This is a genomic window from Niallia sp. M35 (genome assembly GCF_050971705.1).
GTDB lineage: Bacteria > Bacillota > Bacilli > Bacillales > Cytobacillaceae > Niallia > Niallia circulans_A.
In genome coordinates this window covers 318,056-344,720 of the sequence record NZ_JBPCEP010000005.1, presented here as the reverse complement: position 1 = coordinate 344,720, position 26,665 = coordinate 318,056, and the positions used below count along the sequence as shown (strand labels likewise).

The 26,665-nt window shown below is 34.7% G+C and carries 19 protein-coding genes and 1 other annotated feature; of the genes, 14 read left to right on the top strand and 5 right to left on the bottom strand.

Annotation, left to right across the window (positions count from 1 at the left end; translation table 11 throughout):
• Window positions 1-12 precede the first annotated feature (12 nt).
• Complete coding sequence (locus tag NiCM35_RS09110) at window positions 13-480, top strand: YtxH domain-containing protein (protein ID WP_095332435.1); 468 nt, start codon at window positions 13-15, stop codon at window positions 478-480.
• Window positions 481-648: 168 nt separating this feature from the next.
• Complete coding sequence (ytxJ, locus tag NiCM35_RS09105) at window positions 649-981, top strand: bacillithiol system redox-active protein YtxJ (RefSeq protein ID WP_095332433.1); 333 nt, start codon at window positions 649-651, stop codon at window positions 979-981.
• Window positions 982-1,041: 60 nt separating this feature from the next.
• On the opposite strand, the gene pilM is transcribed toward ytxJ, so the two are convergent.
• Complete coding sequence (gene pilM, locus NiCM35_RS09100) at window positions 1,042-3,216, bottom strand: pilus assembly protein PilM (protein ID WP_433779265.1); 2,175 nt, start codon at window positions 3,214-3,216, stop codon at window positions 1,042-1,044.
• Between the two features lie 278 nt (window positions 3,217-3,494).
• Between pilM and NiCM35_RS09095 the strand changes: the two genes are divergently transcribed.
• Both NiCM35_RS09095 and ccpA read left to right on the top strand, forming a co-directional pair.
• A complete protein-coding gene (locus tag NiCM35_RS09095) occupies window positions 3,495-4,571 on the top strand; it encodes a bifunctional 3-deoxy-7-phosphoheptulonate synthase/chorismate mutase (RefSeq protein WP_095332451.1) in 1,077 nt (358 codons plus the stop codon).
• Between the two features lie 352 nt (window positions 4,572-4,923).
• Window positions 4,924-5,922 carry a catabolite control protein A gene (gene ccpA / locus NiCM35_RS09090; RefSeq protein ID WP_095332429.1) on the top strand — a complete coding sequence of 333 codons (999 nt, stop codon included), beginning with the start codon at window positions 4,924-4,926 and terminating at the stop codon, window positions 5,920-5,922.
• Window positions 5,923-6,318: 396 nt separating this feature from the next.
• Here the strand turns inward: ccpA and NiCM35_RS09085 are convergent, their stop codons facing one another.
• Window positions 6,319-9,258 carry a transglycosylase domain-containing protein gene (locus NiCM35_RS09085; RefSeq protein ID WP_095332427.1) on the bottom strand — a complete coding sequence of 980 codons (2,940 nt, stop codon included), beginning with the start codon at window positions 9,256-9,258 and terminating at the stop codon, window positions 6,319-6,321.
• Between the two features lie 147 nt (window positions 9,259-9,405).
• Window positions 9,406-9,630 (top strand) — a binding site (T-box leader).
• 85 nt (window positions 9,631-9,715) lie between these two features.
• Between NiCM35_RS09085 and tyrS the strand changes: the two genes are divergently transcribed.
• Entirely contained in the window at window positions 9,716-10,972 is a 1,257-nt protein-coding gene (gene tyrS / locus NiCM35_RS09080; protein WP_095332425.1) for a tyrosine--tRNA ligase, read from the top strand.
• 565 nt (window positions 10,973-11,537) lie between these two features.
• On the top strand, window positions 11,538-12,260 hold the full coding sequence (locus tag NiCM35_RS09075; protein ID WP_141231360.1) for a hypothetical protein: 723 nt from the start codon (window positions 11,538-11,540) through the stop codon (window positions 12,258-12,260).
• Window positions 12,261-12,329: 69 nt separating this feature from the next.
• On the opposite strand, the gene rpsD is transcribed toward NiCM35_RS09075, so the two are convergent.
• Window positions 12,330-12,932, bottom strand: a complete 603-nt coding sequence (gene rpsD, locus NiCM35_RS09070; protein ID WP_095332421.1) for a 30S ribosomal protein S4 — start codon at window positions 12,930-12,932, stop codon at window positions 12,330-12,332.
• A gap of 720 nt (window positions 12,933-13,652) precedes the next feature.
• Here rpsD and NiCM35_RS09065 point away from each other — a divergent pair.
• A complete protein-coding gene (locus NiCM35_RS09065) occupies window positions 13,653-15,527 on the top strand; it encodes a sensor domain-containing diguanylate cyclase (protein WP_095332419.1) in 1,875 nt (624 codons plus the stop codon).
• Window positions 15,528-15,612: 85 nt separating this feature from the next.
• On the opposite strand, the gene NiCM35_RS09060 is transcribed toward NiCM35_RS09065, so the two are convergent.
• Window positions 15,613-16,095 carry a GAF domain-containing protein gene (locus NiCM35_RS09060; protein WP_047941831.1) on the bottom strand — a complete coding sequence of 161 codons (483 nt, stop codon included), beginning with the start codon at window positions 16,093-16,095 and terminating at the stop codon, window positions 15,613-15,615.
• A 225-nt stretch (window positions 16,096-16,320) separates the two neighbouring features.
• Here NiCM35_RS09060 and refZ point away from each other — a divergent pair, with 225 nt between their 5' ends.
• Complete coding sequence (gene refZ, locus NiCM35_RS09055) at window positions 16,321-16,947, top strand: forespore capture DNA-binding protein RefZ (RefSeq protein WP_095332417.1); 627 nt, start codon at window positions 16,321-16,323, stop codon at window positions 16,945-16,947.
• Here the strand turns inward: refZ and hisJ are convergent.
• The gene (gene hisJ, locus NiCM35_RS09050; protein WP_123259148.1) at window positions 16,930-17,736 is read right to left on the bottom strand and encodes a histidinol-phosphatase HisJ; all 807 of its coding nucleotides are present in this window, start codon (window positions 17,734-17,736) and stop codon (window positions 16,930-16,932) included. The two genes, refZ and hisJ, sit on opposite strands and share 18 nt — an antisense overlap.
• A 407-nt stretch (window positions 17,737-18,143) precedes the next feature.
• On the opposite strand from hisJ, the gene ezrA reads away from it, so the two are divergent.
• The 6 genes from ezrA (at window position 18,144) to NiCM35_RS09020 (ending at window position 26,644) form a co-directional block, all read left to right on the top strand.
• A complete protein-coding gene (ezrA, locus tag NiCM35_RS09045) occupies window positions 18,144-19,847 on the top strand; it encodes a septation ring formation regulator EzrA (RefSeq protein WP_123258086.1) in 1,704 nt (567 codons plus the stop codon).
• A gap of 377 nt (window positions 19,848-20,224) precedes the next feature.
• Window positions 20,225-21,370, top strand: coding sequence for a cysteine desulfurase family protein (locus NiCM35_RS09040; protein WP_123258085.1), 1,146 nt, complete (start codon window positions 20,225-20,227; stop codon window positions 21,368-21,370).
• Complete coding sequence (gene thiI / locus NiCM35_RS09035; RefSeq protein ID WP_163188432.1) at window positions 21,367-22,578, top strand: tRNA uracil 4-sulfurtransferase ThiI; 1,212 nt, start codon at window positions 21,367-21,369, stop codon at window positions 22,576-22,578. Before NiCM35_RS09040 ends, thiI begins: the two co-directional genes overlap by 4 nt.
• 121 nt (window positions 22,579-22,699) lie before the next feature.
• The gene (locus NiCM35_RS09030; RefSeq protein WP_031534962.1) at window positions 22,700-22,906 is read left to right on the top strand and encodes an alpha/beta-type small acid-soluble spore protein; all 207 of its coding nucleotides are present in this window, start codon (window positions 22,700-22,702) and stop codon (window positions 22,904-22,906) included.
• 470 nt (window positions 22,907-23,376) lie between these two features.
• Entirely contained in the window at window positions 23,377-24,954 is a 1,578-nt protein-coding gene (mbcS, locus tag NiCM35_RS09025) for an acyl-CoA synthetase MbcS (protein ID WP_095332407.1), read from the top strand.
• 91 nt (window positions 24,955-25,045) lie between these two features.
• On the top strand, window positions 25,046-26,644 hold the full coding sequence (locus NiCM35_RS09020; protein WP_095332405.1) for an amidohydrolase: 1,599 nt from the start codon (window positions 25,046-25,048) through the stop codon (window positions 26,642-26,644).
• The last annotated feature ends 21 nt before the right edge of the window (window positions 26,645-26,665 follow it).

The following is a 26,665-nucleotide window of genomic DNA, read 5'->3' as shown; positions in this document are numbered from 1 at the left end:
GAGGATGTTAAGATGAAGCGAGAACAAGAAATAATTCATGCAAATGAAAGCTCAAGTTCAAAGGATTTTCTATTAGGTGCTCTAGTAGGTGGGGTTGTCGGAGCAGCAACTGCTTTATTTCTTGCGCCAAAGCCTGGAAGAGAACTGCTTCATGATTTAAACGGACAAGCTGGCATACTCAAGGAAAAAGGGATTGAGTTAACTGATACGGTCAAAGAAAAAGGCTCAGAGTTTATTTCTATTGCTAAAGATAAAACAGATCAACTTAGTAATGCTGTTACCAAAACATCTGCTGAAATTATGGATAAAGTAAAAAAAACAAAAGGGCAAGAAAATATGTCAGCCCGTTTTGATGAGCTAAAAGAAGAAGCATCTGATTTAAGCTCAAGCTTAAAAAATGCTGAGTTTGATGAAATTCAGCAAAAGTTAGAAGAAACAAAACGTGCATTTGATGAAACAGAAAGTAAATATAACCATTAAACATTATTTTTGTATAAAAGCGAGATAAAGTATACAGTCTATATACACATTGCTTTCTGCATTCAATGAGAACCAAATCTTTTAGAACAATGCAAGAAAGAAAAGGTATATAGACTGTTTTTTTATATGTCATGGGATAAACAAATAGATAAAGGGTGATTTTTAGGTATGGAAATAATAAAGACTATCGAAAAGATCGAAGAGTTAGTTCAGAACAAAGATGCTTTTTGGTTAGTTAAACATAGTGTAACATGTCCAATTAGTGCGAGAGCTTTCGATGAATATAAGCAATATGCAAGCGGAAATAATGCAGTAGATACTTATTATTTAACTGTGCAAGATGCACGAGATGTTTCTAATTATATTGCTGAAAAATACGAAGTAAGACATGAATCACCACAAGCATTGCTTTTTGTTCATAATAATATTGTTTGGCATGCATCCCATGGACAGATTACTGCAGCTTCTTTACAAAAAGCTAGCGAAGAAAATAAGTTATAAAGATTCGATAAAAAAGGAATTCAGAAGGAGTGCATTCTGAATTCCTTTTTGGGTAAACAATTAATTATTCATAGAAGGGCTTTTCGTTTTAGCTGGCCAAACAATCGATAATTTATCCCCTTTTTTTATAGGGGTCAAAAACGTAGCTTGTTCGCCGTTACGCAATAGCTGAAAAGATCCTCCGCCACTTTGTGGCATATTGATATCAACAAACGCAAATAAGTCCTGAAATAAAAAGCCTTCAAATGGTTTCTGCTCGATACGAATATCATCCCCACTGAATAAGAGATCTTCCATTTGGAGGAGTTGTCCTCTTCTTTGTATTTGTGCTAGCTGCTTTGTAAGTGTAATCTTTTTGTCATTAAAATAAACTGGAAGTACTTGATACATTAAAATTTGTTTTTTTTCTGCTAATTCTTGAACAGTTGGTGTTTTTCTTTTTTCCAAGATAACTTCATCCTTGTGACTAAGCAATTGGTTTAATCGGCAAGGAAGACCATTTTTAACAACCTTCCCAGAGAAAGCAGGAAGGACAGTCTCTTTGCCGTTAATCAACAGTTGGAAAGGTCTTAACTCCTCTATTAAATTCGTTAAATGGAGCCCTTCTAGTGCTTCTTGAATAGTAGTGTCTGCTTTATATTCAATGATATCTTTGTCAGCAATCAGATGCTCAGGGGAAACAGGGTTGCCATTGCAAAGAATTTTGGTATGAAGCGTATAGCTTTTATTATTGATCTTTATTTCTTTGTCAGATTCAGCATCTAGTAAGTCCTTTATTTGAACGATGGCTTGTTCTCCATCCCTGCCACGATAAACCGTTAATGTTTCGCCATCTTCTACTGTATCTTCTAAAGAGCAAGGGACATCTTTTCTTAAAATAGTGGGTCCTTCACCATGACTTCCTGGTATGGTAATTTTTTGATTATTGATTGTAACAATCATTGCATTACCTGGCTTTCCGTATAATTGGTTCATTCGAATGCCAGAGGCTAAAATACAATCCCCAACGGTCAATTTATTTACCTCAAACAGTCTTACAGGCTGCTCATTTATATAAACTGTTTTGTATTGGACTGGCGATTTTTCAGCAGCGATAGCAATTCCGACTGGTGTAACAAGCTCGGGCCCTAAATGGAAATTTTCCTCAAATGTAAGGTGAGTAATGGCATCAATGCCTCTAATGGCAACCCGGTTAGAAGGCAGATTAAGCATTTCCGCCATTTTTTGTTGTAAAGCTGGCGTTTGGCTTCCACCACCAACAAGCATTACAGCTTTAGGGGATTTATGATTGTTTAATGAAAGAATCTCCCGGCAAATCGTATCTGCTAATTTATCTAAAGCTGGTTCAATTTCCTTAATTACTTCTTCCTTATGCAATTCCGTTGTAAAGCCAAGAATATCCGAAATAGAAATCTGATCTTTTTGAGATAATTCTCTTTTTGCCTTTTCGGCTAATGGAAAGTCCAATAAATACGCATCGCTGATTGCTTCTGTTATTTCATCTCCAGCGACAGGTACCATTCCATAGGCAATGACGGTTCCAATATCGGTGATAGCTATATCTGATGTTCCTGCTCCAATGTCTACTAAAGCTACATTTAATCTTCTCATCGATGGAGGAATAAGGACATTAATGGCAGCAATGGGCTCTAACGTCAATGCCTGCATTTCTAAATTTGCTCGATGCAAGGCAGCGATTAATGATTCAACTACTACTTTAGGCAAGAAAGTTGCGATAATTTCTACCTTCGCTATTGAACCTTGCTGATCAATTAAGCTACCCATAGCTTGATCATCTAAAGAGTAGTGAAGGACGGAATAGCCCACACAATAATAAAATTGACTTTTATCTCGCTCATTTTTTTCTGCGACAGTGCTTTGTGCCTGCTGTACAGCTGTTAACTCCATATGTAAAATATCTTCTTTTGTAATGAGTGGCTTTCTTTCTATATTCATTTCATAAGCAGCCCGTTCAGTTTTTAAGGCTCTTCCAGCAGCTGCAACACTCACTCTTTCTAAAGGTCCATGTTTGATTTCTAACTGATCTTTTATTTCTTTAATAATTTTGGAAACAGCTAACACATCATGTATTTGACCATCCAACATTGCTCTTTCTGTATGTTCGATGGATAATAAATCAGCTACATGATAATTATCCTCTTTTTTTTCTAAGATAATTCCGACAACTGATCGAGTACCAATATCTAATGCAAATAGTTTTTCATGTTTTTGCATAGAAAACACCTTCTTTTTATTTAAAGATTGTTTATAAAATATAAATTAAAATAGATTATAGTGAACCAATTATCTAACTTCTTTATAAAAAATTGACACTTTAGCACTTAAAAGCGTTTAAGCATTAAATAAAATTAGTGACAATGGGATAAATATGATTTATAATTAACCCAATTAAGAGAAATGTAACATATTTTTGCATTTGTATAAAGAATCTAAGCAAATAGTGTAAAGGAAATTACATGGATTTGTGCTTTTAATGAAGGGATGAGATGATTGTGAGTAATAAGGAATTAGAAGAATTACGTAATCGAGTGGATGAATTAAATTTAGAAATTTTAGAAAAAATTAATGAGCGGGCAAGCCTTGTGCAAAAAATTGCCCAAACAAAAGTTACCCACGGTGCACATCGATATGATCCTGTTCGCGAAAGAAAAATGCTTGATCATATCTTAAATAAAAATGATGGGCCATTTGATAATGGGACAATTTCTCATTTGTTTAAGCAAATTTTCAAAATGGGCTTACAATTACAACAAGAAGATGACAGTAAAGCGTTATTAGTATCTCGTAAGAAAAAAGCAGAGGATACTATTGTTGATATAAAAGGAACAAAAATTGGTGACGGTACACCTAAATTTGTGTTTGGGCCATGTTCAGTAGAGTCATATGAACAAGTTGCTCAAGTGGCAGCGTCCGTACAAGCTAAAGGATTAAAGCTTCTTCGTGGTGGCGCATTTAAGCCAAGAACATCTCCATATGATTTCCAAGGACTTGGTGTAGAAGGTTTGAAAATCTTAAAAAGAGTGGCAGATGAATACGATTTAGCAGTAATTAGTGAAATTGTTAGTACGGAACACATTGAAACAGCGTTAGATTATATTGATGTTATTCAAATTGGTGCTCGTAATATGCAAAACTTTGAGCTGTTAAAAGCTGCTGGAAGTGTAAAAAAACCAATTCTATTAAAACGTGGTTTAGCAGCAACGATTGAAGAGTTCATCAATGCTGCAGAATATATAATGTCACAAGGAAATGATCAGATTATCCTCTGTGAACGTGGTATTCGTACGTATGAACGGGCAACAAGAAATACATTAGATATTTCTGCTGTTCCAATTTTAAAACAAGAAACACATCTTCCTGTCTTTGTTGATGTAACACATTCAACTGGCAGAAAGGATTTATTATTACCTTGTGCGAAAGCAGCTTTAGCTATTGGGGCAGATGGAGTAATGGCAGAAGTTCATCCAGATCCTGCTGTCGCATTGTCTGATTCAGCACAGCAAATGGATATTGACCAATTCGATGAATTTTACCGTGCGTTACAAGCTACACCATATGTAAATGCATAAAAATATGATTATCATTACCTCGTAATTGTTTAGAAATAATTACGAGGTTTTTTATTTTTTTATAATGAATTTGATAGTATGACAAATTCATTTATATTTTTCCTCATTTTATGGTAAACTGAATGGAAGAATGCTTAATAAAAAAATTTTTTTGCTAAAAAAGCGAAAAAAAGTCGTTTTTTTTGAAAAAAAATGAAAGCTTGTCATTGCGGGTTTTCCTGCTATATCGTATCATTAGTACATACTTAGACAAGATTAGCTAAATTGGGAATCTTTTATGATTAAGAAAGTAGCTTCTTGCCATAAAATAATAGAAAGAAATAGTTCGACTAAAAGGAGTGTAAAAATCACAATGAATATCACAATATATGATGTCGCAAGAGAAGCTAGTGTTTCTATGGCAACCGTTTCCCGTGTTGTTAATGGAAATCCAAACGTTAAGCCAACAACAAGAAAAAAGGTATTAGAAGTTATTGATCGCTTAGGATATCGTCCAAATGCTGTTGCAAGAGGGCTAGCAAGTAAGAAAACTACTACAGTTGGAGTAATTATCCCTGATATCTCAAGCACATTCTACGCGGAATTAGCAAGAGGTATTGAGGATATTGCTACAATGTATAAATATAATATTATTCTAAGTAACTCTGATCAAAATAAAGATAAAGAGTTGCACTTATTAAATACCATGTTAGGCAAACAAGTGGATGGTATTGTATTTATGGGTGGCAATATAACAGAGGAACATGTTACTGAATTTGAAAAGTCTCCTGTACCAATTGTGCTTGCGGCTAGTATTGAAGAAAGCAAAAAGATTTCTTCTGTTAACATTGATTATGCGCAAGCTACGTACGATGTAGTAACTAGCTTTGTTGAAAAGGGCCATAAATCTATTGGAATTGTCCTTGGATCCTTAGAAGAACCAATCAACAAAAATGAGAAATTAGGCGGTTATAAAAAGGCATTAGAAGCAGCTGGAATCGAATTTAATGAATCCTTAGTTGTTGAAGGAGATTATAGCTATGAATCTGGTATGGAAGCTTTCGATAAATTAATTGAAGGTGATAATAAACCAACGGCAATCTTTGTTGGTTCAGATGAAATGGCTCTAGGTGTCATTCATGGAGCAGAAGACAAAGGATATAAAGTTCCGGAGGATTTCGAAATTGTTACCTCTGATAATACAAAATTAACACTAATGGTTCGCCCGCAACTGACAACTGTTGTACAACCATTGTATGATATCGGTGCCGTGGCTATGAGATTGCTTACTAAATATATGAATAAAGAAACAGTAGAAGATCATATTGTTACACTTCCACATCGTATAGAATCTCGAAAATCTACAAAATAAGTTTAGATACGGAAAAGACCAAAACCGGATTAAACATCCAGCCTTGGTCTTTTTTTGTTTAAGAAAAAAGGAAACGAGAAAAGAGTTGCTAGGACGGACAAAATATATTGCATAATGACGAATACTCTCTAATTTAGTGCGAAACACCAATCCAATCCAATTCACTACTCTACAGACACGATGCACTGTCTGCTTCCTGCAGAAACTAAAGACGCGAGGAGCATGGCGCTCACTTCATGGAAAGCGAAGTATATTCAGTTTGCGGGTGATTATCACAAACCTTCTTTCGTAAAATAAATAAAAACCCCAAACCATTATACGAATAGTTATTAGTGTGTACGAATAATAGTTTGAGGTTATGGTTATTGAAATATTTATGTTCCAACCTTATTGGAGTTAATTATTTTCTGTCTTTTTATCAGGCTTTTCTGTTTGTTCTTTATTGTTTTGCTGGTTATTTTCTGGTGGCTTGTCGTCTTTAGGTTTGTCATTATTTGGCTTGCTATTTTTTTCTTTGTTGTCTTTTGGCTTGTTCGCTGTTTGCTCTTTAGTACTGGTCTTTTTTTCTTGACTTTCCTTTTTAGTTTGACTCTCTTGCTTTTCTTGTGAATTGCCAATTACCACTTCATTTGATGCCTTTGATTCTTTCCCAGCAATATCAACTGCTTTAACAATATATTTTCCATTACCACCTTTAAAACTTAAGGTATTTGCTGCTTTTAAACTCTTTACTTTTTTGCCATTTTTATAGACCCGGTAACCAATTACATCTTTTTCGCTATGCTTGCTCCATTTAATAGTGTCACCTTTAAGATTGACTTTTAGTGCACTAGGAGCCTTCCCATTGTCTTCAATTTTATTGCTTGGAATGATAAGATTCTTGAGCTTTTGATTGTTCTCGCTTAGAATACTTGGATCGCTGATACGAATACCAAATAGCTTTTCGATATAGTCTGGATTTAGCATTAATCCTGGTTCAGCGAATTCACTTGGAGTAGAATCTAAAGCCATGTATTTCTTATCACCGATTTTTACATATTTACCTGCAACTAAACTGTCGTCCCTCTTAGATGGAACCGTTCCTGACTTGAATAAATCAGTTGTCACTAATCCGGCTTTTGAGCATCCCTCAGAAGGCAGTAGTCCAGAAATAGAACATACAGATTGTCTTACGATTCCACCAGGCATCTTGAAGCTTTTGGACGGAGCTACAAGATCAGGTGCAACGTCATATGCAGCATTCAGTAAATCTGCCCATAAGTAGTTAGTACGGTTACTATAAGAAGGCAGCGAACCAGTTTGTAAAGATTTTGGTGTATCATAACCTGTCCAAACTCCAAAAGTTACATTTGGATTTGTCGCAACTAACCAAGAATCTGTAAAGTCTTGGGCTGTTCCGGTCTTACCTGCCCAGTCAGAATTAAATTTTAGGCGGCTGTTTACGGCAGCGGCTGTTCCGCGATTCATCACATCTCTCATCATGTCTAATGTTAAGTATGCGGTTTGTGGGCTAAATACATCGACAGGTTTTACTTCATGCTGATAAATAACATTGCCATCTTTATCTTCAATCTTGTCAATCATATAAGAATCGATAAATTTCCCACTATTAGCAAAGGTAGAAAAGGCATTGGTATTTTCTTCAACAGTTATACCATCCTCCAGTCCACCGATAGCAGTAGCCCTGTTTGAAGCATCAGCAGGAGTTAATGACGAAACGCCCATTTTTTCTAAGAATTTAATTGGTTTCTGTGGCAATATATCAATATATGCTTTTACTGCTGGAACATTGTATGATTGCTGTAGTGCATATCTTGCTGTTACTAAACCATGAAATCGCGAGTCATAGTTGTTTGGCCAAATACTCCCTGGTTTACTAGGATTTAATCTTAATGGAACGTCTGGTAAAACACTTCCAGGCGATAATGTTCCCAGTTCAATTGCTGGACCATAAACTAAAAGTGGTTTCATGGTTGAACCATTTGATCTGACACTACGTGTGGCATGATTTGTTGCTTCTCGATTATAATCACGCCCTCCAACAAAACTTAAAATAGCCCCAGTTTTGTTTTCTATCAAAATTGCTCCAGTTTCAACAGGTTCCATAATAGTCACTTTTTCTTTTGTTTCTGGATCAATCACTTGTTGTTTCTTATCTGGTCCAAAAAGAGAGAAATTTTTGACTGCCTTTTGTTGAATATCATAGATTTTTTTATTGATGGTACTATGAATTTTGTATCCATTTTGATGGATCTGACGATCAGCAAGTGTAGTGTATTGTTCTGCTAATACATCGTCTTCTTGCAAGTCTTCTTTTGTATATCCATCTTCTTTTGCTAACAATTCGGCAATAATTTCTATGCTTCTTTGTTGGATTTCAATCGTAACAGCCGGATAATCTTCAATTGGACTTTTTTGCGGACCGATAAAATCCTTCGTTATGTCATATTTCATGGCAGTATCATATTCTTGTTTAGATATTTTCTTTTGGTCATACATTCGGTTTAAAACTGTTTTCAATCGATTTAAACCTGGTTCTAAATTCTTTTTTAATTTTCCTTCTTGTGTAAAAGGAGTGTAGCCAAATGGACTTTGTGGAAGCCCTGCGATAAATGCAGCTTGAGGCAAAGTTAAATCCTTTGCATCTACACCAAATATACCATTTGCTGCAGCCTGTACACCTGCAATGTTTCTGCCAGATGAATTTCTTCCTAAGGTTGAAACATTTAAGTAAGCTTCTAATATTTCATCCTTCTCAAAGAATTTCTCTAGCCTCAGTGCTAGGAGAATTTCTTTTGCTTTTCGTTCAAAAGAGACTTCGTTAGTTAAAATTTGATTCTTTATTAACTGTTGAGTTAACGTACTTCCACCAGATTGCGTAGAAGAGTTTGCTACTTCTTGAAATAATGCACGGAAGATTGCTTTTGGAACTACTCCGTTATGATTGTAGAAATTTTCATCTTCAGTAGCGATAACAGCATCTTTTAAATAGGGAGAAACATCTTTAATTTTTACTTCTTCCCTCTCAAGGTCTGTAGGCACTTTTCCTAAATACTCATTGTTAGCAAAGAATAACTCTGAAGTTTCTTCGTAATTATAAATATCTTTTTGCATTGTTGTGTAAGGACGGATTGGCTCATCCTTAACAAGTGATGCAAAGTATCCTGCACCAATTCCTAGCCCAAATGCACCCCCTACCACAGTAATGATGATAAAGAGCAAAGCTATATTCCATGTTACTTCATAGGTTAAACGGGCTCCTTTCAGTGTTCGTTTATTGGTGAAGAAGTTTTTAAAATGGTTTAAAGCATTTTTCCACTTCGGCCTTTCGTTCATGGTATCATTCCCCCTAAAATCACATACATTATAGCATAAAGGAGAGGGGAATATAGACAGAGTTCGATATTTTTCCTGTTTCTTCGAATAATTGTTTGACATTAACAGCTTTTATGTGATAAAAATAAACTAACTATATATTGATTCGTTATTGCTTTGAAGGGAAGAAGTAGTTCTTTTATCACTATAAACAGAGAGCCATTGGTCGGTGCAAAATGGTATAAATAAAAGAATGAATTACCTCCTGGAGCTTTCACTGGGAAAGTTATAGTAAATTAGTAGCAGTGAACGGCTTGAACCGTTATTCAAATGAAGTGGAGAATCTATTTTCTCAAGTTTTGGGTGGTACCGCGCTGATTTGGCGTCCCTGCATATTAGATGCAGGGACTTTTTGTGTTTTTAAATCAATAACGAAAAATAGGACAAGGATATTTTACTTTATAATGGAGGAATATACATGAATTTACTAGAAGATCTTCAATGGAGAGGTATTATTTACCAACAGACAGATGAAGCAGGATTGAAAGAACAATTGGAAAAAGGAATGACTAGTTTATATTGTGGCGTTGACCCTACTGCTGATAGCATGCATATTGGACATCTATTACCGTTTTTAACATTAAGACGTTTTCAAAACGCTGGACATCGCCCAATTGTGTTAGTAGGTGGGGCAACAGGTTTAATTGGGGATCCAAGTGGAAAAAGCGAAGAAAGAAAGCTACAAACATTAGATGTTATTGGCTATAATGTAAAATGCTTACAAGGACAATTGGAAAGAATCTTTGACTTTGATGGAACAAATGGTGCAATTATGGTGAATAACTATGATTGGGCAGGGAAAATGGATATTGTTACATTCTTACGTGATTATGGAAAACACATTGGAATTAATTATATGTTAGCAAAAGATACCATTGCTAATCGTTTAGAAACAGGGATATCTTTTACTGAATTTACGTATACAATTTTACAAGCATTAGACTTTTTACATTTATATGAACATCATGATTGTAAATTGCAAATTGGCGGAAGTGACCAGTGGGGGAATATTACAACAGGGTTAGAATTAATTAGAAAGAACATGCCAGAAGGGGCTAAGGCGTATGGTTTAACCATTCCACTTGTGACAAAGGCAGATGGTACGAAGTTTGGTAAAACGGAAAGTGGTGCTGTTTGGTTAGATCCTGAAAAAACAACTCCTTATGAATTTTATCAATTTTGGATTAACACAGCAGATGCTGATGTGATTAAGTATTTGAAATTCTTTACTTTCCTTTCTAAAGAAGAAATTGAGGAATTAGAAAAGTCTGTACAAGAAGAGGCTCATCTCCGTAAAGCTCAAAAAACATTAGCGGAAGAGATGACGAAATTAATTCATGGAGAATCTGCCCTAGAACAGGCACAAAAAATAACGGCAGCGCTCTTTAGTGGAGATATAAAAAATTTAACGGCAGAAGAAATCAAACAAGGTTTTAAAGATGTGCCAACATATGAACATACAGAAGGAGAAGCTCTGCTTGTTGATTTATTAGTGGCTGCTGGTATTGTATCCTCGAAAAGACAAGCGCGCGAAGATATAACAAATGGTGCTGTCTATATTAATGGAGAGCGCAAACAGGAACTAGATTATGCACTTACTGAAGAAGATCGAATTGAAGGACAGTTTACCGTAATCCGTCGAGGCAAGAAAAAATATTATTTAATTAAGTTTTAATGGCAACCACCCTAAAAGGAAACTTTTAGGGTGGTTTTTTTGAAATGAAATAATGGTGTTTAATAAAATGAAATCAGTTTGTCGACAAACTGATTTTAGAAAAGTTAAAAGGGATTTTGATGCATTGCTTGTAGTGTGTAAGGGGTGAGATTCCTGTGGATTAGCGAGACAGCCTGAGATCCTGCAGGCTGTCAGCAGACCGCGGCTCAGCGCAAGTTCCACGGAAAGCAATGTCACTATTCTAAGAAATTATTAAATATACCATAGACCAACTTCTATTTCTAAAATTCTAAGGTTTGTCTACTGTCTGATGAAAGAACCATTTTTCATCAGACAGCATTTTTATGGCAACATTTTGTTACAATATATTGTCTAAAATGTGAAAAAGATATATTTTTTTCCATTTCTAATCTGTTTATCCAACAAATTGTTTTATACTTATAATAAACAATTGTTGAAGGAGGGAGAAACGGGAAGATGTAATAGACTTACTTTTCCTGTGAAATCAATGAAACTAAACAGTGAAGTCTTAAATGTACCGTCTCCTTTTTTAGAGTATATTGTAATGCGAATGTTTATGATGAAGTATTATGAAAAGGATCATTATTCTATCGCTTTTCAATACCCTTTAAGTCGTTTTGAGAGCAGCTATGTGATTCCGGAATTTCAAATGCTTTTTGATAAAGTAAAGTGGAAAAATAATATTGTTACTTTAATTAATCTACGGGCAAATATATATGAACAAATCCTCCTGCAAGTGAATCAATGTGATAGTCGATCATCCTATATGGCGATAATAGATTATTTGAATCAACAAACAAAAGTAGAAGATCGAATGGACTGCTTTCCGACAATCCTAACAGGAGATCTCGTTTCCCCCGAATGGAGTGTGGACTTCCAAAAGGACGGTATAATAGAACTATTTAAGAATCAAGAGATATTAGGGGATAAAATATGTCTTACTAGCAGGGAAGAAAAGGGGAAAGAAAAATGGGAATTTCAACAAATAATAAACCAGGTTGTCCATGAATATTGGCTTGTATATGAACAAAAAAGAGAAAAGACTGTTATTCAGATTAGTCTCCCGAATGTTAAATATACAAGAGATATAGAAATGAGAATAAAGGATTTGTTCTTTCCTTTTTTTCACCAAGTGCAAGTAGCAACATTTTTTTATGAAGAGGGATTATTTATAAATAATATTCTTGTAAAAAGACCAAAAAAGAAAGAAAAGGCTAATTGGGGAGAGCTCCTTTTTCCTTTGGGAGGAAAAGGGAATTGTGACTAGAAAAGACATAATGTCATTAAAAAAAGCCCTAATTCCAAAAGGAAAAAGGGGCTTTTTTTAGTAATTCTATTAACGAGAATAGAACTCAACGATAAGAGCTTCGTTAATTTCAGCTGGTAATTCAGAACGTTCTGGTAAACGAGTGAATGTACCTTCTAATTTATCTGCATCGAAAGTTAAGAAATCAGGTACGAAGTTATTTACTTCTACTGCTTCTTTAACAACTTCAAGGTTGCGAGATTTTTCACGTAAAGTGATAGTTTGACCAGCTTTAACGCGGTATGATGGGATATCAAGGCGTTTGCCATCTACTAAGATATGACCATGGTTAACTAATTGACGTGCTTGACGACGAGTACGAGCTAAACCTAAACGGTAAACAACGTTATCTAGGCGAGTTTCTAATAAGATCATGAAGTTTTCACCATGCTTACCAGTCATTTTACCTGCGATATCAAAAAGATTACGGAATTGACGTTCGTTCACACCATACATATGACGAAGTTTTTGTTTTTCTTGTAATTGTAATCCGTATTCTGATAATTTTTTACGTTGGTTTGGACCATGTTGTCCTGGAGCGTAAGGGCGTTTATCTAACTCCTTACCTGTACCACTTAAAGAAATACCAAGACGACGAGAAAGTTTCCAGCTTGGACCTGTATAACGAGCCATAATTGACTCCTCCTTCATGTTTTTATTTGGTAAAATAAAAACAGATGTAACATGTCTTCTTGTTTATTTTGTCTTCCTGTACCTTCGCCCTAGCAGCCAAGGGTTACTCAATACACCATCAAATCAATATTTGAGGAACAAAATAAGACAAAAAGTGTTTACATATGCTGCGCTATTTTACACAAAGAATATTATATGTTTTTTATAGGTGAAAAGTCAAGTAGTATTTGCAGATACGTTACTTTTCGAGAAAATCGTAGTATATCAACAAGATCTTATCATTTTTTTTCTACCTATTTATTGCCAATATGATATAATTAGTATAATTTAACTAGATTATCCTATTAGGTAATATATCCTAGAAATCCTTTTACATATATTTCATTGAAAGCCTATTGGGTAGCAATACTTTGAAGGATTTTATGCGTAATATTCCTCCAGTTTGAATAGGTATACATTATAAGTAATTAGAACTGTTTTTTGTTATTAGCATTATTAGTTAATGTCCTCCAAGAAATTATTTCCCTGTTATTAATTATGTGCTTTGTTTCTCAGAAATTTGTTGCGATTTAATTTCCAAAACTATATTTATTATTAAATAACCAAAATGGGATGGGAATTTATTTATAATGAGATTGCATATATCGATTTATTTTGTCTATGTAAATTATGAATAAATAATCAAAGAATGAATAGTTAGGTGAATTAGGTGATAAATACATGGACTTCCTTGGCCACCAAAAAATATTAATGTTAAAAAGTCGTTTTTTTGATTTATATAATACGAAAGTGATACATGAAAACATTGGCATCATCACGCAAGCTGCACTTGAAGCAATCCGAGAAGTATTTGGTGCCGTTGAAGTAACTTTGTATACTAACGAAGAATGGGATGTTAATTGGAAGATTGTATCTTCAACTGTATTAAAGAATTGCGAAGATAAAGCTGTTTGTCTGAACGAAGACATATCTTTTCTATGCGAATATAAATTTTCTCGAACTTCTATAAAAGATGATTTGGCACATGATTATATGTTGTTAGCACTTAATAACAAGAAAAAAGAAAAAGTCGATTATATTTTAGCGATTAAAATGAAGAAGGAAATATTGGATGACCCCAATGAAGAGAGTTTTTTGTTAGAGATGGCAGGGAAAGAAGTCGGAAGTTTTTTTGCGAATATGCAGAATATTGCGGACGCAATGAAAGAAAAAAAGAAATACAAGCAGTTATTTAAAGTGACGGAGAAATTTCATTCATCCATGATGATGGAAGACGTATTAAGAGAAGTTATCTTCACTTTAAAGGAAGTTTACCCATTCTATCATTATTTTCTTCTGCTTTCCCACGATAACAATAGTCCAACAGATTTACCAGTTAAGGACTTAGAATATGATGGCGAAAATATGGCTGCGATGGAAGCTTATGTCACTGCTGAATTGCAATTCGAAAACTTAAAAGAGGAAAAAAGTTCAGTTATTTATGCGCCTTTAAAAGGAAAACAAGGAGTCTATGGCGTTTTGCAAATTATTGTTCCAAATGCAATCTCCTTTCCGAAAAACGAAGTGGAATTTATTTCTTTATTAGCTAATACAGCAGGAGGGGCTTTGGAAAATGCTCAGTTATATCAACAATCAAAAAAATTAGTTACAGATTTGCAACTAATTAATGAGGCATCTCATCAATTAAATTCTAATTTGCGCTTAAACGAAATAATGACCTATATTTGTGAAAGAATATCTGCTAGTTTTGATGCACAAGAAGTAGGATTTATCTTATTTTCACTTGAAAACAATTCTACAAAAGTGCTGTCAGGGAGCTCTTCTTTCTTTTTTAATCAAGAATCACAGCAATATATTAAATATGTTAAAGAAAAAATTCAAATCGAGAAAGATTCTCTGTTTCTAGGAGATTTTAGTATGCAGCTTGAGGGGGCACGATATAAATCCATTATGGCTGTGCCGATGATGCAAACAGGTGTATTAAAGGGGGTTGCGATTGTCATGCATCCTTCTGCCTATCATTTTTCCTTTGATACATTTAAACTATTACAATCATTGATTCATCATTCGACCCTTGCCTTAACCAATTCTTTGTTAAGAGAAGAATTAGAAAAAATGGTTGTTACAGATCATTTAACAAAATTATATTCAAGAAATTATTTGGATGAAAAAATCCAAATGTCTTTACGGGAAGATAAGGAAGGAACGTTTATTTTAATTGATATCGATGATTTTAAATTGATAAATGACACATATGGTCATCAAATTGGCGATGATATTATTATACAGGTAGCGAATATTATTAAAGATAATATTCGAAGTTCTGATATTGGTTCTAGATGGGGTGGAGAGGAATTAGCCATTTATCTTCCTAGAGTTCCTCTTTCTTTAGGTGTTACTATTGCTGAAAGATTAGTAAAAAAGGTAAGGGGAAATTCTAAACCAGCAGTAACCATTTCATGCGGGGTTTCTTATTGGAATAAACAAAGTAATGATACGTATAATACCCTTTTTAAGCGTGCTGATAAAGCATTGTACACGGCAAAAGAAACAGGAAAAGACAAGGTTATTATTCAAAATACTCTTCTTATTTAGAGAATAAAAAGGTGTTTTACCTTTCTCCACAGGAAAGATAAAACACCTTTTTTGCAAGCTGACAATAACAAAATTATTCTTATAATTATAAATACTTAACTAAAGTAGAAGCGAATAATTCTAAGTATTTTTGATCCAATTCATCAAATCGATTCTTTTCTGGGGAATCGATATCAAGTACTCCAATTAATGTGCCATCTTCTTTGACTAATGGGATGACAATTTCGGATTGAGAAGCTGCATCACACGCAATATGGCCAGGGAATTGATGGACATCCTCAACTCTTACAGTTTCTTTATTGTGAGCAGCTGTACCACAAACACCTCTCCCAAATGGAATACGAACACAAGCAGGTAATCCTTGGAATGGTCCAAGAACTAGTTCATTTTCTTCTACCAGATAAAAACCTACCCAATTGATGTTTTGCAAAAATTGATTCAATAATGCGGAGGCATTAGATAGATTCGCAATAGCATTATGTTCTCCCTCTAATAATGCACGTAATTGCTTTTCAACTAATTGATACTGTTGTTCGCGGTTACCATTATATGTTTCGACACTAAACATGTATATCACCAATCTTTCTCATTTTAAATGTTGTTTTTTGACGATAAATACAGAAGAATCCAGCACTTTGTCGGAAGGTTTTTAAAGGATTCTTCCTACTGATAAAGAAATGTAATTAAATAGAAAACGATTGTCTTTACAAAAACAGTCTTTCTCAATTATATAGAAGTTTTTAATATTCAACCATACTTTTTAATGATTCGCAACAGAAAAGAGGTAGACTAGATGAAAGAAATTTCAACAAGGGATGCCATTGTGGAAGCAGCCGTTTCTTTATTTAATCGAAAAGGCTATCACGGTACTTCTATACGTGATATTGCTGGATTAGCAAAGGTGAATATTGCCAATATATCGTATTATTTCAATGGGAAACAAGGATTGTTAGAGTATTGCTATATGAACTTTTTTGAAACGTATTTAGAACTGCTTGAACAAGTATTTCTTCAGTCTGATAGTCCAACAGAGAAATTGAAGAAAATGGTGGATTGCATTATTACCTATCAATGTAAAAATCCACAGCTGACAAGATTTGTTTTACGAGAGGTATCCATCGATTCACAAGTTGTAAGAGAAATAATGTCCACCTATTATGTGAAAGAAAGGTATATTTTTACGCAAATCCTTGAAAAAGGAATCGAGAGGAAGGAATTTAGAAAACAATCTATTTCCTATAGTATTATACAATTAAAAGGACTGCTCTCGATGCCTTTTATTCATTCTTATTATGTGACCGAAGTTCTTCATATTTTTTTAAATGAGGACTACTTTAAAAGAAAATATTTAGAAGAGATTCATCGGTGGATTCACGATGTTGTTTGTTTGAACGAAAAAGAATTATTGATTATTCCATAACATGACGTCCCAGCCTTGCCCTAAATCTTTTGCCTGATGAGCATCAGATCCATATACTAAAGGGATATCACGGTTTATCGCTTCCTGCACAATCCATTTAGGGGGATATGGTTCTTTGCAATATGGCTTATTTACGCCTGCACCATTATAATCCAGTTCATATCCATGTATTTTCACTTCATCTAAAATGGTGAAAATAATAGTTTGAAAGTTTTGTTCCTGTGGATAAAGCTGCTGGAACTTATGTATAAGGGTGATGTGGCCTAGTCTTTTTGGCTTGGCTGGGCCTAAGTCTGCTTTAATCGATTTAAGAAGTGTTTGATAGTAGCAGTCATATAGTTTTGAAACTCCCCCATACTGTTCCACCATATGTCCAAAATATTCAGGACTATAATCCACACAATCATAACGATTAGATAATGGATTTTTCAAAAAGTGAACACTTAGGATACTGTCGTCCAAAAAATGTCCCCATTCAGCTAGAAAATCTTTTATTTCTAGTTCGAATCCTTCTATATAATCTATTTCAAGTCCTATATTGATCTTTATTCTTTCTTTATATTCTTTCTTGATATGCTGAACTTCCTTTATGTAGAAAGGCAATGCTTCCAGCGTTATACTACTATCCTGTGTTGGGGTGGTATCGATAAAACTTTTTGGTAAGGGTGCATGCTCTGTAAATGTCATTTCCGTAAAACCCAGCATAATTGCTTGTTCAACGTATTGCCTAAGCGAATCCTTCGTTCCATGAGGACAAAATGGTGTATGGATATGTCCGTCCTTCTTCATTGTAATTACCATCCTTTCTATTCCTTCTATATTCAATATATACTTAATTTAACAGCGAGGTAAATAAAGAAGTTTTCCTACGTGTATTTTTAAATGAATCCTTATATAATTAAGATATCTATCGAACTTTGAAAAAAGAATACGAAATTATGAAAAAAACGTAAAATAATAGTCAAAAATTGTCGTTTACATGTTATCATAAATACAAAGAATTTTACTTGCTTATAAGGAGACATCTCTTAATTGTTTTAACATATTTCGTTATCACATAGATTTGTTGAACTTAATAAGTTTTTTAGGGCATTTAATCCTTTGTCTTTATTTACGGATTACTGCTGCTTAATTTTGATTAACAATAGTGAAAATAGATACGGAATTATGGCCGGTGTATGAACAGGGGGCTTCAAATGAATTACATAATTGGAGGAATAGGAATAGTTATTTGCCTATTCGTAGCGGGATATTTTATTAAAAGAAAGTATTATAACGGAGTAGATGAATTAGAAAACTGGAAAATAAATATCATGAATCGTCCAGTACTGGAAGAGCTCGCGAAGGTTAAACAATTAAATATGATTGGACAAACTGAAGAGTTATTTGAAAGATGGAGAAAAGAATGGGACGATATCGTTACGGCTGAATTACCTGAAATTGAAGAGCTGCTTTTTGATACAGAGAGTTATATTGATAAATATAATTTTCCAAAAGCGAAAAAGACACAAGATATTATTCGGATGAAAATGGAAAGTGTGGATAAAAGAATTGATACACTATTAGAAGAGCTTAATAACCTTGTCGGCAGTGAAGAAAAAAACCGCACTGAAATGGAAGAACTTAAAGAATCTTATCGTGTCAGCAAAAAAAATCTTTTAGCCCATCGCCATACTTTTGGTGATACAGAGAAAAAGATTGAAACAATGCTTCAAGAAATAGCGGAATTATTTATTACTTATGATGAGAAAACGAATAATGGAGATTATTTAGAAGCAAGAGAAATAGTATATAAAATCCAGGATCGTTTATCAACTATTACTTATTTGATTGAAAAAATTCCTCCATTATTAATTGAATGTCAAACGAAGCTGCCAGAACAACTTGATGAGTTAAAAGATGGGTATGCAGATATGATAGAGCAAGGATACATTTTAGAACATTTGCAAATGGAAGAAGAAATAGCAAGTTTAACTAATGAACTTGCTTCCACAGAAACAGATTTAAAGGAAGGAAATGTGGAAGCTGTAGAGAAGGTTGTTTCTGAAATTCAGGATAAACTAGATTTACTTTATGACTTATTAGAAAAAGAGGTGCTAGCAAAAAATTATTGCCATATCAATATGAATGCAACAAAAGAAATCTTAGCAGATGTACAGCAAGGAAATGCGCAGCTTCAAGTAGAGGTTGGATTGTTACAAAAGAACTATAATTTAGATAATGAAGATATTGAGCTTCAATTTAAGCTAGAGAAGAAATTAAATTTTCTTTTCAAGCAATATGAAGTATTAGAGCATAAACTACTGACCGAATCAGCAGCACATACACTTTTGGGAGAAGAGTTAAAAGTATTAAAGGAACAGTTAGAAAATGCTTCTTTAGAACAAAAAGCACTATTTGAAAAGCTTCATGCCCTTCGTAAAGACGAAGTTTCTGCCCATAATCGCTTAAGAGAATTAAGTAAACAAGTGGCCGATGCGGTAAGAAGAGTGACAAATAGCAATTTGCCAGGTGTGACAGAGGAATATAATCAACTAATGCAAGAAGCAAAAGAGAGTATTGATCAAGCAAAAAGAATGCTAGAGCATACGCCGTTAAATATGGTTGAAGCGAAGAAGATCATTGATGTGACCGAAGAAAAAGTGACAATGCTAGTAAACGTAACAATTGAATTGGTTGAAACGGTTTATTTAGCAGAGAAAATTATTCAATATGGAAATAGGTATCGTCGTAAATATCAAAAAGTCCATCAAGGTTTATTAGAAGCTGAAGCTCATTTTAGAAACTACCGCTATAAAGAGGCATTGCAATATGCAGCAGCCACCATCGAAGAAATAGAGCCAGGCAGTATGAATAAAATCGAAGCTTGGTCAAATGAATGGAAAGAAAATCAACATTAAGAAGCCAAAGTAATATGTGTAAAAAAGTCTGAGGAAATCAACTCAGACTTTTTTTACGGAATGAAGGGAATGGTGCAGCTTATCCGTGTATTTGCAAAAGGTTTAACATATGGTAGCATTATAAAGTAAAACTTTCATGGTGGGGCTTAATACCTAAATGCAACGGGCATCTGTCGTTAAGTGTTTGGCTTAGCGGATATCCTGTCAAAGAGTATAAAAAAGCAGCGCAGTTTTCAATCGATAAATATTCTTTTGAAAAACCACTTCTTTCTAGAAAGATCCTATTTTTAAGATATGATACGACTAATGGCTGTTAATAAATATATCCATTTAACTAAGTAAAGTTAACTTTTTCAAGGAAAGGAAATTCCGATGTAATGATCTATATAGATAATAGTGCTACAACTAAACCTTTTTCAGAAGTTCTTGAATCTTATACAACAGTATCTCAAAAGTTTTTTGGAAATCCATCCTCGATCCATCGGATAGGTATGGAAGCGGAGAAACTACTAATACAGGCAAGAGAGCAAATTGCTGAGCTCTTAGAAGTAAAGAGTAATGAAATATATTTTACTTCAGGAGGAACAGAAGGGAATAATACTGTTTTAAAAGGGATAGCTCGTACGTTTAAAGGAAAAGGAAATCATATAATAACAACAACTATTGAACATGATTCTATTCACAAGGTAATGGAACAATTAGCAGAAGATGGTTTTACTATTACGTATGTCCCCGTTAATAAATATGGACAAGTTTCTGCAGAAGATATAGTCAAACATATTCGTAAAGAAACCATCCTAGTCTCAGTGATGCATGTTAATAATGAAGTAGGTTCAATTCAGCCGATTGAAGAGATAGGCAAGTGTTTATCTAATTATCCGAATGTTTTTTTTCATGTGGATGGAGTTCAAGGAATTGGAAAGCAGCCAATTTCTTTAAAGAAGGCTAATGTAGACGCTTATACGATTTCAGCACATAAATTTCATGGACTTAAAGGGAATGGCGTTCTTTATATAAAAGAAGGTAAAAGAATTCAACCACTATTAGCCGGCGGTGGTCAAGAAAATACTTTTAGAAGTGGAACAGAGAATGTAGCTGGGGCAGTAGCAACTGCCAAGGCATTACGGATGCAGTTACAAAATCAAAAAGAGAAAATGTCTGTCCTCACACAAATAAATCTTTATTTGCGTGAACAGCTAGCTAGAATAGATGGTGTCTCTATCCATTCGCCAGCTCTAGGAAAAAGTGTGGCCCATATTCTTAATTTCTCTATTGAAGGAATAAAAGCAGAGGTATTTGTTCATGCATTAGAAGAACGTGATATTTATATTTCTACAACGAGTGCATGTTCTTCCAAAACTAATAAAGTTAGTAAGACATTATTAGGTATGGGTGTACCCGAACAAATTGCTGAAAACTCTTTTCGAATTAGTTTATCGTATGCAAACACAATGGAAGAAATGGAAAAAGTAATGGCTGCAATACAAGATATTAAAGAATGGTTGAGAGGTGTAATGAAATGAAATATGATCGTATTTTAATACGCTATGGGGAACTATCTACAAAGGGGAGAAATAGAAAACAATTTGTAGATAAATTAAGACGGACAATTGCAAAGTCTTTAGAGGCATTTCCGACTGTGTCTATTGAAGCAAAAAGAGAAAGAATGTATGTATTATTAAATGGGGAAGATGTTGACGGAATTTCCAAAGTTCTAAAAAATATCTTTGGTATTCAATCTTTTAGTCCTGCAATAAAGCTAGAAAGAGATATCGAAATAATCAAAGCGGCAGCTTTAGAAATTGTTACTTCTTTATATGAGGAAGGGTCTACTTTCAAAATAAGTGCTAGACGCGCAGATAAAGGGTTTGAACTTGACACTAATGAAATCAATCAGACAATTGGTGGTCATTTATTAAAAAATATCCCTGGTTTAAAAGTAGATGTTAAAAACCCTGATATAAATGTCCAAATTGAAGTCAGAACAGAAGCTATCTACCTTTCCTGTGAAAATATAGCAGGAGCAGGAGGATTACCTTCAGGAACAAGTGGAAAAGCAATGTTGATGTTATCTGGAGGATTAGATAGTCCGGTAGCTGGATACTTGTCCATGAAAAGGGGACTTGAAGTAGAGGGAGTACATTTCTTTAGTCCGCCGTTTACTAGTGAAAGAGCAAAACAAAAGGTAATTGATATTTCGGAGAAACTGGCCAGTTTTAACGGACATTTTGTTTTGCATATTGTTCCATTTACGACAATTCAGCAGTTGATTCATAAACAAATTCCAGAGAACTATACGATGACTGCAACACGAAGAATTATGTTAAGAATCACAGATGAAATTCGGAAAAGACAAGAAGCATTAGCTATCATTACGGGAGAAAGCTTAGGGCAAGTGGCGAGCCAAACGCTCGAAAGCATGTATGCGATCAATGACGTGACTAATACTCCTATTTTAAGACCTTTAATAACAACAGATAAAACGGAAATTATTGAATGGGCAAAGAAAATTGATACCCATGATATTTCCATTCGTCCATATGAGGATTGTTGTACAGTATTTGTGCCCTCTTCTCCAAAAACAAAACCGAAAAAGGAAAAAATACAGTATTATGAAAGTTTTACTGATTTTGAGCCCTTGATTGAAGAAGCAGTCAAAAATATGGAAACGATAATTCTGAAAAGAGAAGAGAGTAATAAAGTAAACACGGAAACGGATTCCCTTTTCTGAGCGAAGCAGTATAATTTTTGGTAACAAAAATTCCCAATATTTTTGTGAAGAATTACCAGTAATTAAAACGAATGAATGCCATGTGTATTACACATTCTATTATCACAAGGAGGTGATACACATGGCAAGCAGCAACAATTCAAATCAATTATTAGTACCTGGAGTTTCTCAAGCTCTAGATCAAATGAAATATGAAATTGCTACTGAGTTTGGTGTAAACTTAGGTGCTGAAACAACTTCTCGCGCTAACGGTTCAGTTGGTGGTGAAATCACTAAACGTTTAGTTCAAATGGCTGAGCAACAATTAGGCGGCGGTTTCTCAAAATAATTGAATAAAATGGCTACAAGGAGCAAGGCATAACGCCTTGCTCTTTCTTTGCGGTATTGTTTAAAAATAAATGGGGCTGAGACAAAACTAAAAAGGCTATGCTTAAAGCTGAATAATCATTTGTTGAATTAGACGAATGATAAATAAAATCTATTTTTGTTTCTCTCCCCGCGGAAAGCGAGTGACTGGAGCGCAATGGAACGAACTTGTTTTTTAGCTATAAAAAAGATAAATCAGCGAAAAGAAAAACCCGAACTATTACGATGTTTTATTGTATTATAGTTTGGCTTTTTCTTTATGTAAAATTCTTTTGTCCCACCCTCTTCTATCGAACTTCCATGTAGATATTAGAGTAATTCTTTAAAAAACTATCAATTTCCTAGTGCTTTGAAATTTAAATAATTTAAAAAATACAAATGGGGTAGTATAATGGGTTAAGTATTTACAATTAGAATCAGGAGGAATTGATTATGAAGACGGAAGATTTAATAGCTCCAAAACAATATAATTTTGTTTCGGAGATTGAGAAATTTGCCCAGAATCAAGATAGACTTGCATTGAAATGGGAGAACGAAGAAGGCGAAACAAAAGAAGTTACATATTCCTCCTTAATGAAAGCAGCAAATAGAATAGGAAATGTATTTAAGGATGAGGGTTTACAAAAAGGAGATGTCGTGCTTGTTATTGTTCCGCGAATAATAGAAGCATATCAAGTATATTTAGCTGCATTAAAATTAGGATTAACGATTTTACCAAGTTCCGAAATGCTGCGTGCCAAAGATTTGCAATATCGGATCAAGCATGGAGATGTAAAAGCAGTTGTTAGTTATTATCCTTTCATAGGCGAATTAGAACTAGTGGAAGATATACATATGATTAAACGGTTTGTGCTGGGAGAAGAAAAAGAAGGATGGATGCATTTAGATGCAAGGGCACAGGATGTTTCTGACGAGCTACAGTTAGCTCCTACATTGAAAACAGATACGGCTTTTATTTCCTATACTTCAGGAACTACAGGGAACCCAAAAGGTGTTGTACATACGCATGGCTGGGCATATGCTCACCTAAGAACAGCTGCTCCAAATTGGCTCTGTATTGAAGAAGGAGATTTAGTGTGGGCAACAGCAGGACCTGGATGGCAAAAATGGGTATGGAGTCCTTTATTATCAGTATTAGGTTCAGGAGCAATTGGACTTGTTTATCATGGTAGATTTAATCCGGAAAAATATTTACAGCTTTTGGAGAAATATGAGGTTAATGTTTTCTGTTGTACACCAACGGAGTATCGTCTAATGGCGAAAGTGGAGGATATTCATAAGTATCAATTAAACCAATTACGAAGTGCTGTTTCTGCTGGCGAACCCTTAAACAGGGAAGTAATTGATGTATTTAAAGAACATTTCCACCTAGATGTACGTGATGGATATGGACAAACAGAAAATACATTATTAGTTGGGATAACAAAAGGAGTCGAATTAAGACCTGGATCCATGGGAAAACCAACACCAGGAAATTTGGTGGAAATTATCAATGAAGATGGTGAAATTTGTTCAGTTGGTGAAGTAGGAGACATAGCAGTTCACAAAGATACGCCAGCGTTGTTTAAGGAATATTTAAAAGAACCAGAAAGAACACAAAATCAATTTCGCGGGGATTATTACGTTACAGGAGATCGTGCGAGAAAAGATGAAGATGGCTATTATTGGTTTGAAGGTAGAAGAGATGATATTATTATCAGTTCTGGCTATACGATTGGACCATTTGAAGTGGAAGATGCGCTTGTTAAACATAAAGCGGTGAAAGAATGTGCGGTTGTAGCAAGTCCAGATCCAATAAGAGGGAATGTAGTGAAGGCATTTGTCGTCCTTAGAGATGGAATCGAAGGAAACGAGGAATTAACGAAAGAGCTGCAATCCCATGTAAAGAAATTAACCGCTCCTTATAAATATCCTCGGAAAATAGAATTTATGAATGAGCTACCAAAAACGACGTCAGGTAAAATTAGACGAGTTGAATTAAGAGAGAATGAAAAAAATAGTAAGTACTAAAATAGTATATTAAATGAAATAGGGAGACAAAAAGGGCACTTTAAAGAGTGTCCTTTTTGTAAAAAGAAAAGTGGAAATGGGAGGGGTTTTCATGAAAAAACTTATTTATGGTGGGAAAATATACACACTTAAAGAAGACGGAGATCTCATAGAAGCTATACTAACAGATGGACAGTATATAGTAGATTATGGTGATAAGGAATATTTGCAAGAAAAACATGGCGGAACCATAGAGGGAGAAATAGACTTAAAAGGCGATGTGCTTCTACCAGGCTTTGTCGATAGTCATATGCATTTGATTGGCCACGGAGAAAAGCTTTTAAGACTAAATTTATCTGCTTGCACATCAAAAGAGGAAGCTTTACAGATGTTAGCTAGTTATGCAAGGGATATTAAAGAAGGGCAATGGATTATTGGCGATGGTTGGAATGAAAACATGTGGCCTGAACAGAAAGTCCTGACAGCTAAGGACATCGATCAGCATGTTTCTAATCATCCCGTTCTCCTTAATCGGATATGCAAGCATGCGATTGCGGTGAATTCATATGCTTTAAAGATTGCCAATATTACAAATGATACACCAGTTCCATTCGGGGGAGTTATGGAGAAGGATGAATTAGGCAATCCTAACGGTGTATTTAAAGATCAAGCTCAAGAATTAATTACAAGTGTTCTACCAAAAGTAACAGACGAATATGTGGAGAATGCATTGCGAGCGGGAATTAAAGATGCTTATCGATTAGGCCTTACTGGAGCTCATACAGAAGACTTAAATTACTATCATGGATATAAAGGAACATATCAGTCCTTTAAAAAAGTAATCGAAGAAGAGGGCAATCTATTTAGAGCCCATCTGCTTGTGCACCATGAAGTGTTTGAAGAGATGATAGAAGATGGTGGGAAATACTTAGGTGGTTCCGAATGGGTAGAGTTTGGTAGCATGAAGATATTTGCAGATGGCGCTTTCGGAGGAAGAACTGCCTTTTTAAGTAGACCGTATCATGATGATCCTTCGACAAATGGAGTAAGTATTTTTACCCAAGAAAGGTTAAATGACCTAGTAGCAATGGCTAGAGAAAAAGAATGCCCGATTGCTGTACATGCCATTGGGGATGCTGCCTTTGAGATGGTGTTGAATGCCATTGAAAAGTATCCTTTGCAAGGCTTTGGGAGAGACCGTCTTATCCATGCAACCATGCTGCGCAAGGATTTAATCGAACGCTTGAAGGGATTACCTTTAATACTAGATATCCAGCCTAGCTTTGTAGTTTCCGATTTTCCATGGGTTATCGACAGACTGGGAGAGGAAAATTTAGCATACTGTTATGCTTGGAAAACTTTATTAGAAGAAGGGTTGCATTGTGCAGGAGGTTCAGATGCTCCAATTGAAAATGTGAATCCTTTAGTAGGAATTCAAGCAGCAGTGACAAGATCTAACCAAGAGGATAAACAAGGAAAAGGATATATTCCCAAAGAGGCTTTAACGATTTATGAAGCAGTTTGCCTGTATACAAAAGGCAGTGCCTATGCAATTTGTCATGAAGAGGATCGGGGGAAAATTGAGAAAGGGTATGTAGCGGATTTTACGATTTTAAATAAGGATATTTTTCACGTAAATCCACATGAAATAGAGAAAATCAAGGTAATGAAAACGATTGTTGGAAATGAAATAATGTATGAACGTAATTAACAGAGGAAGTTAATCCATTCC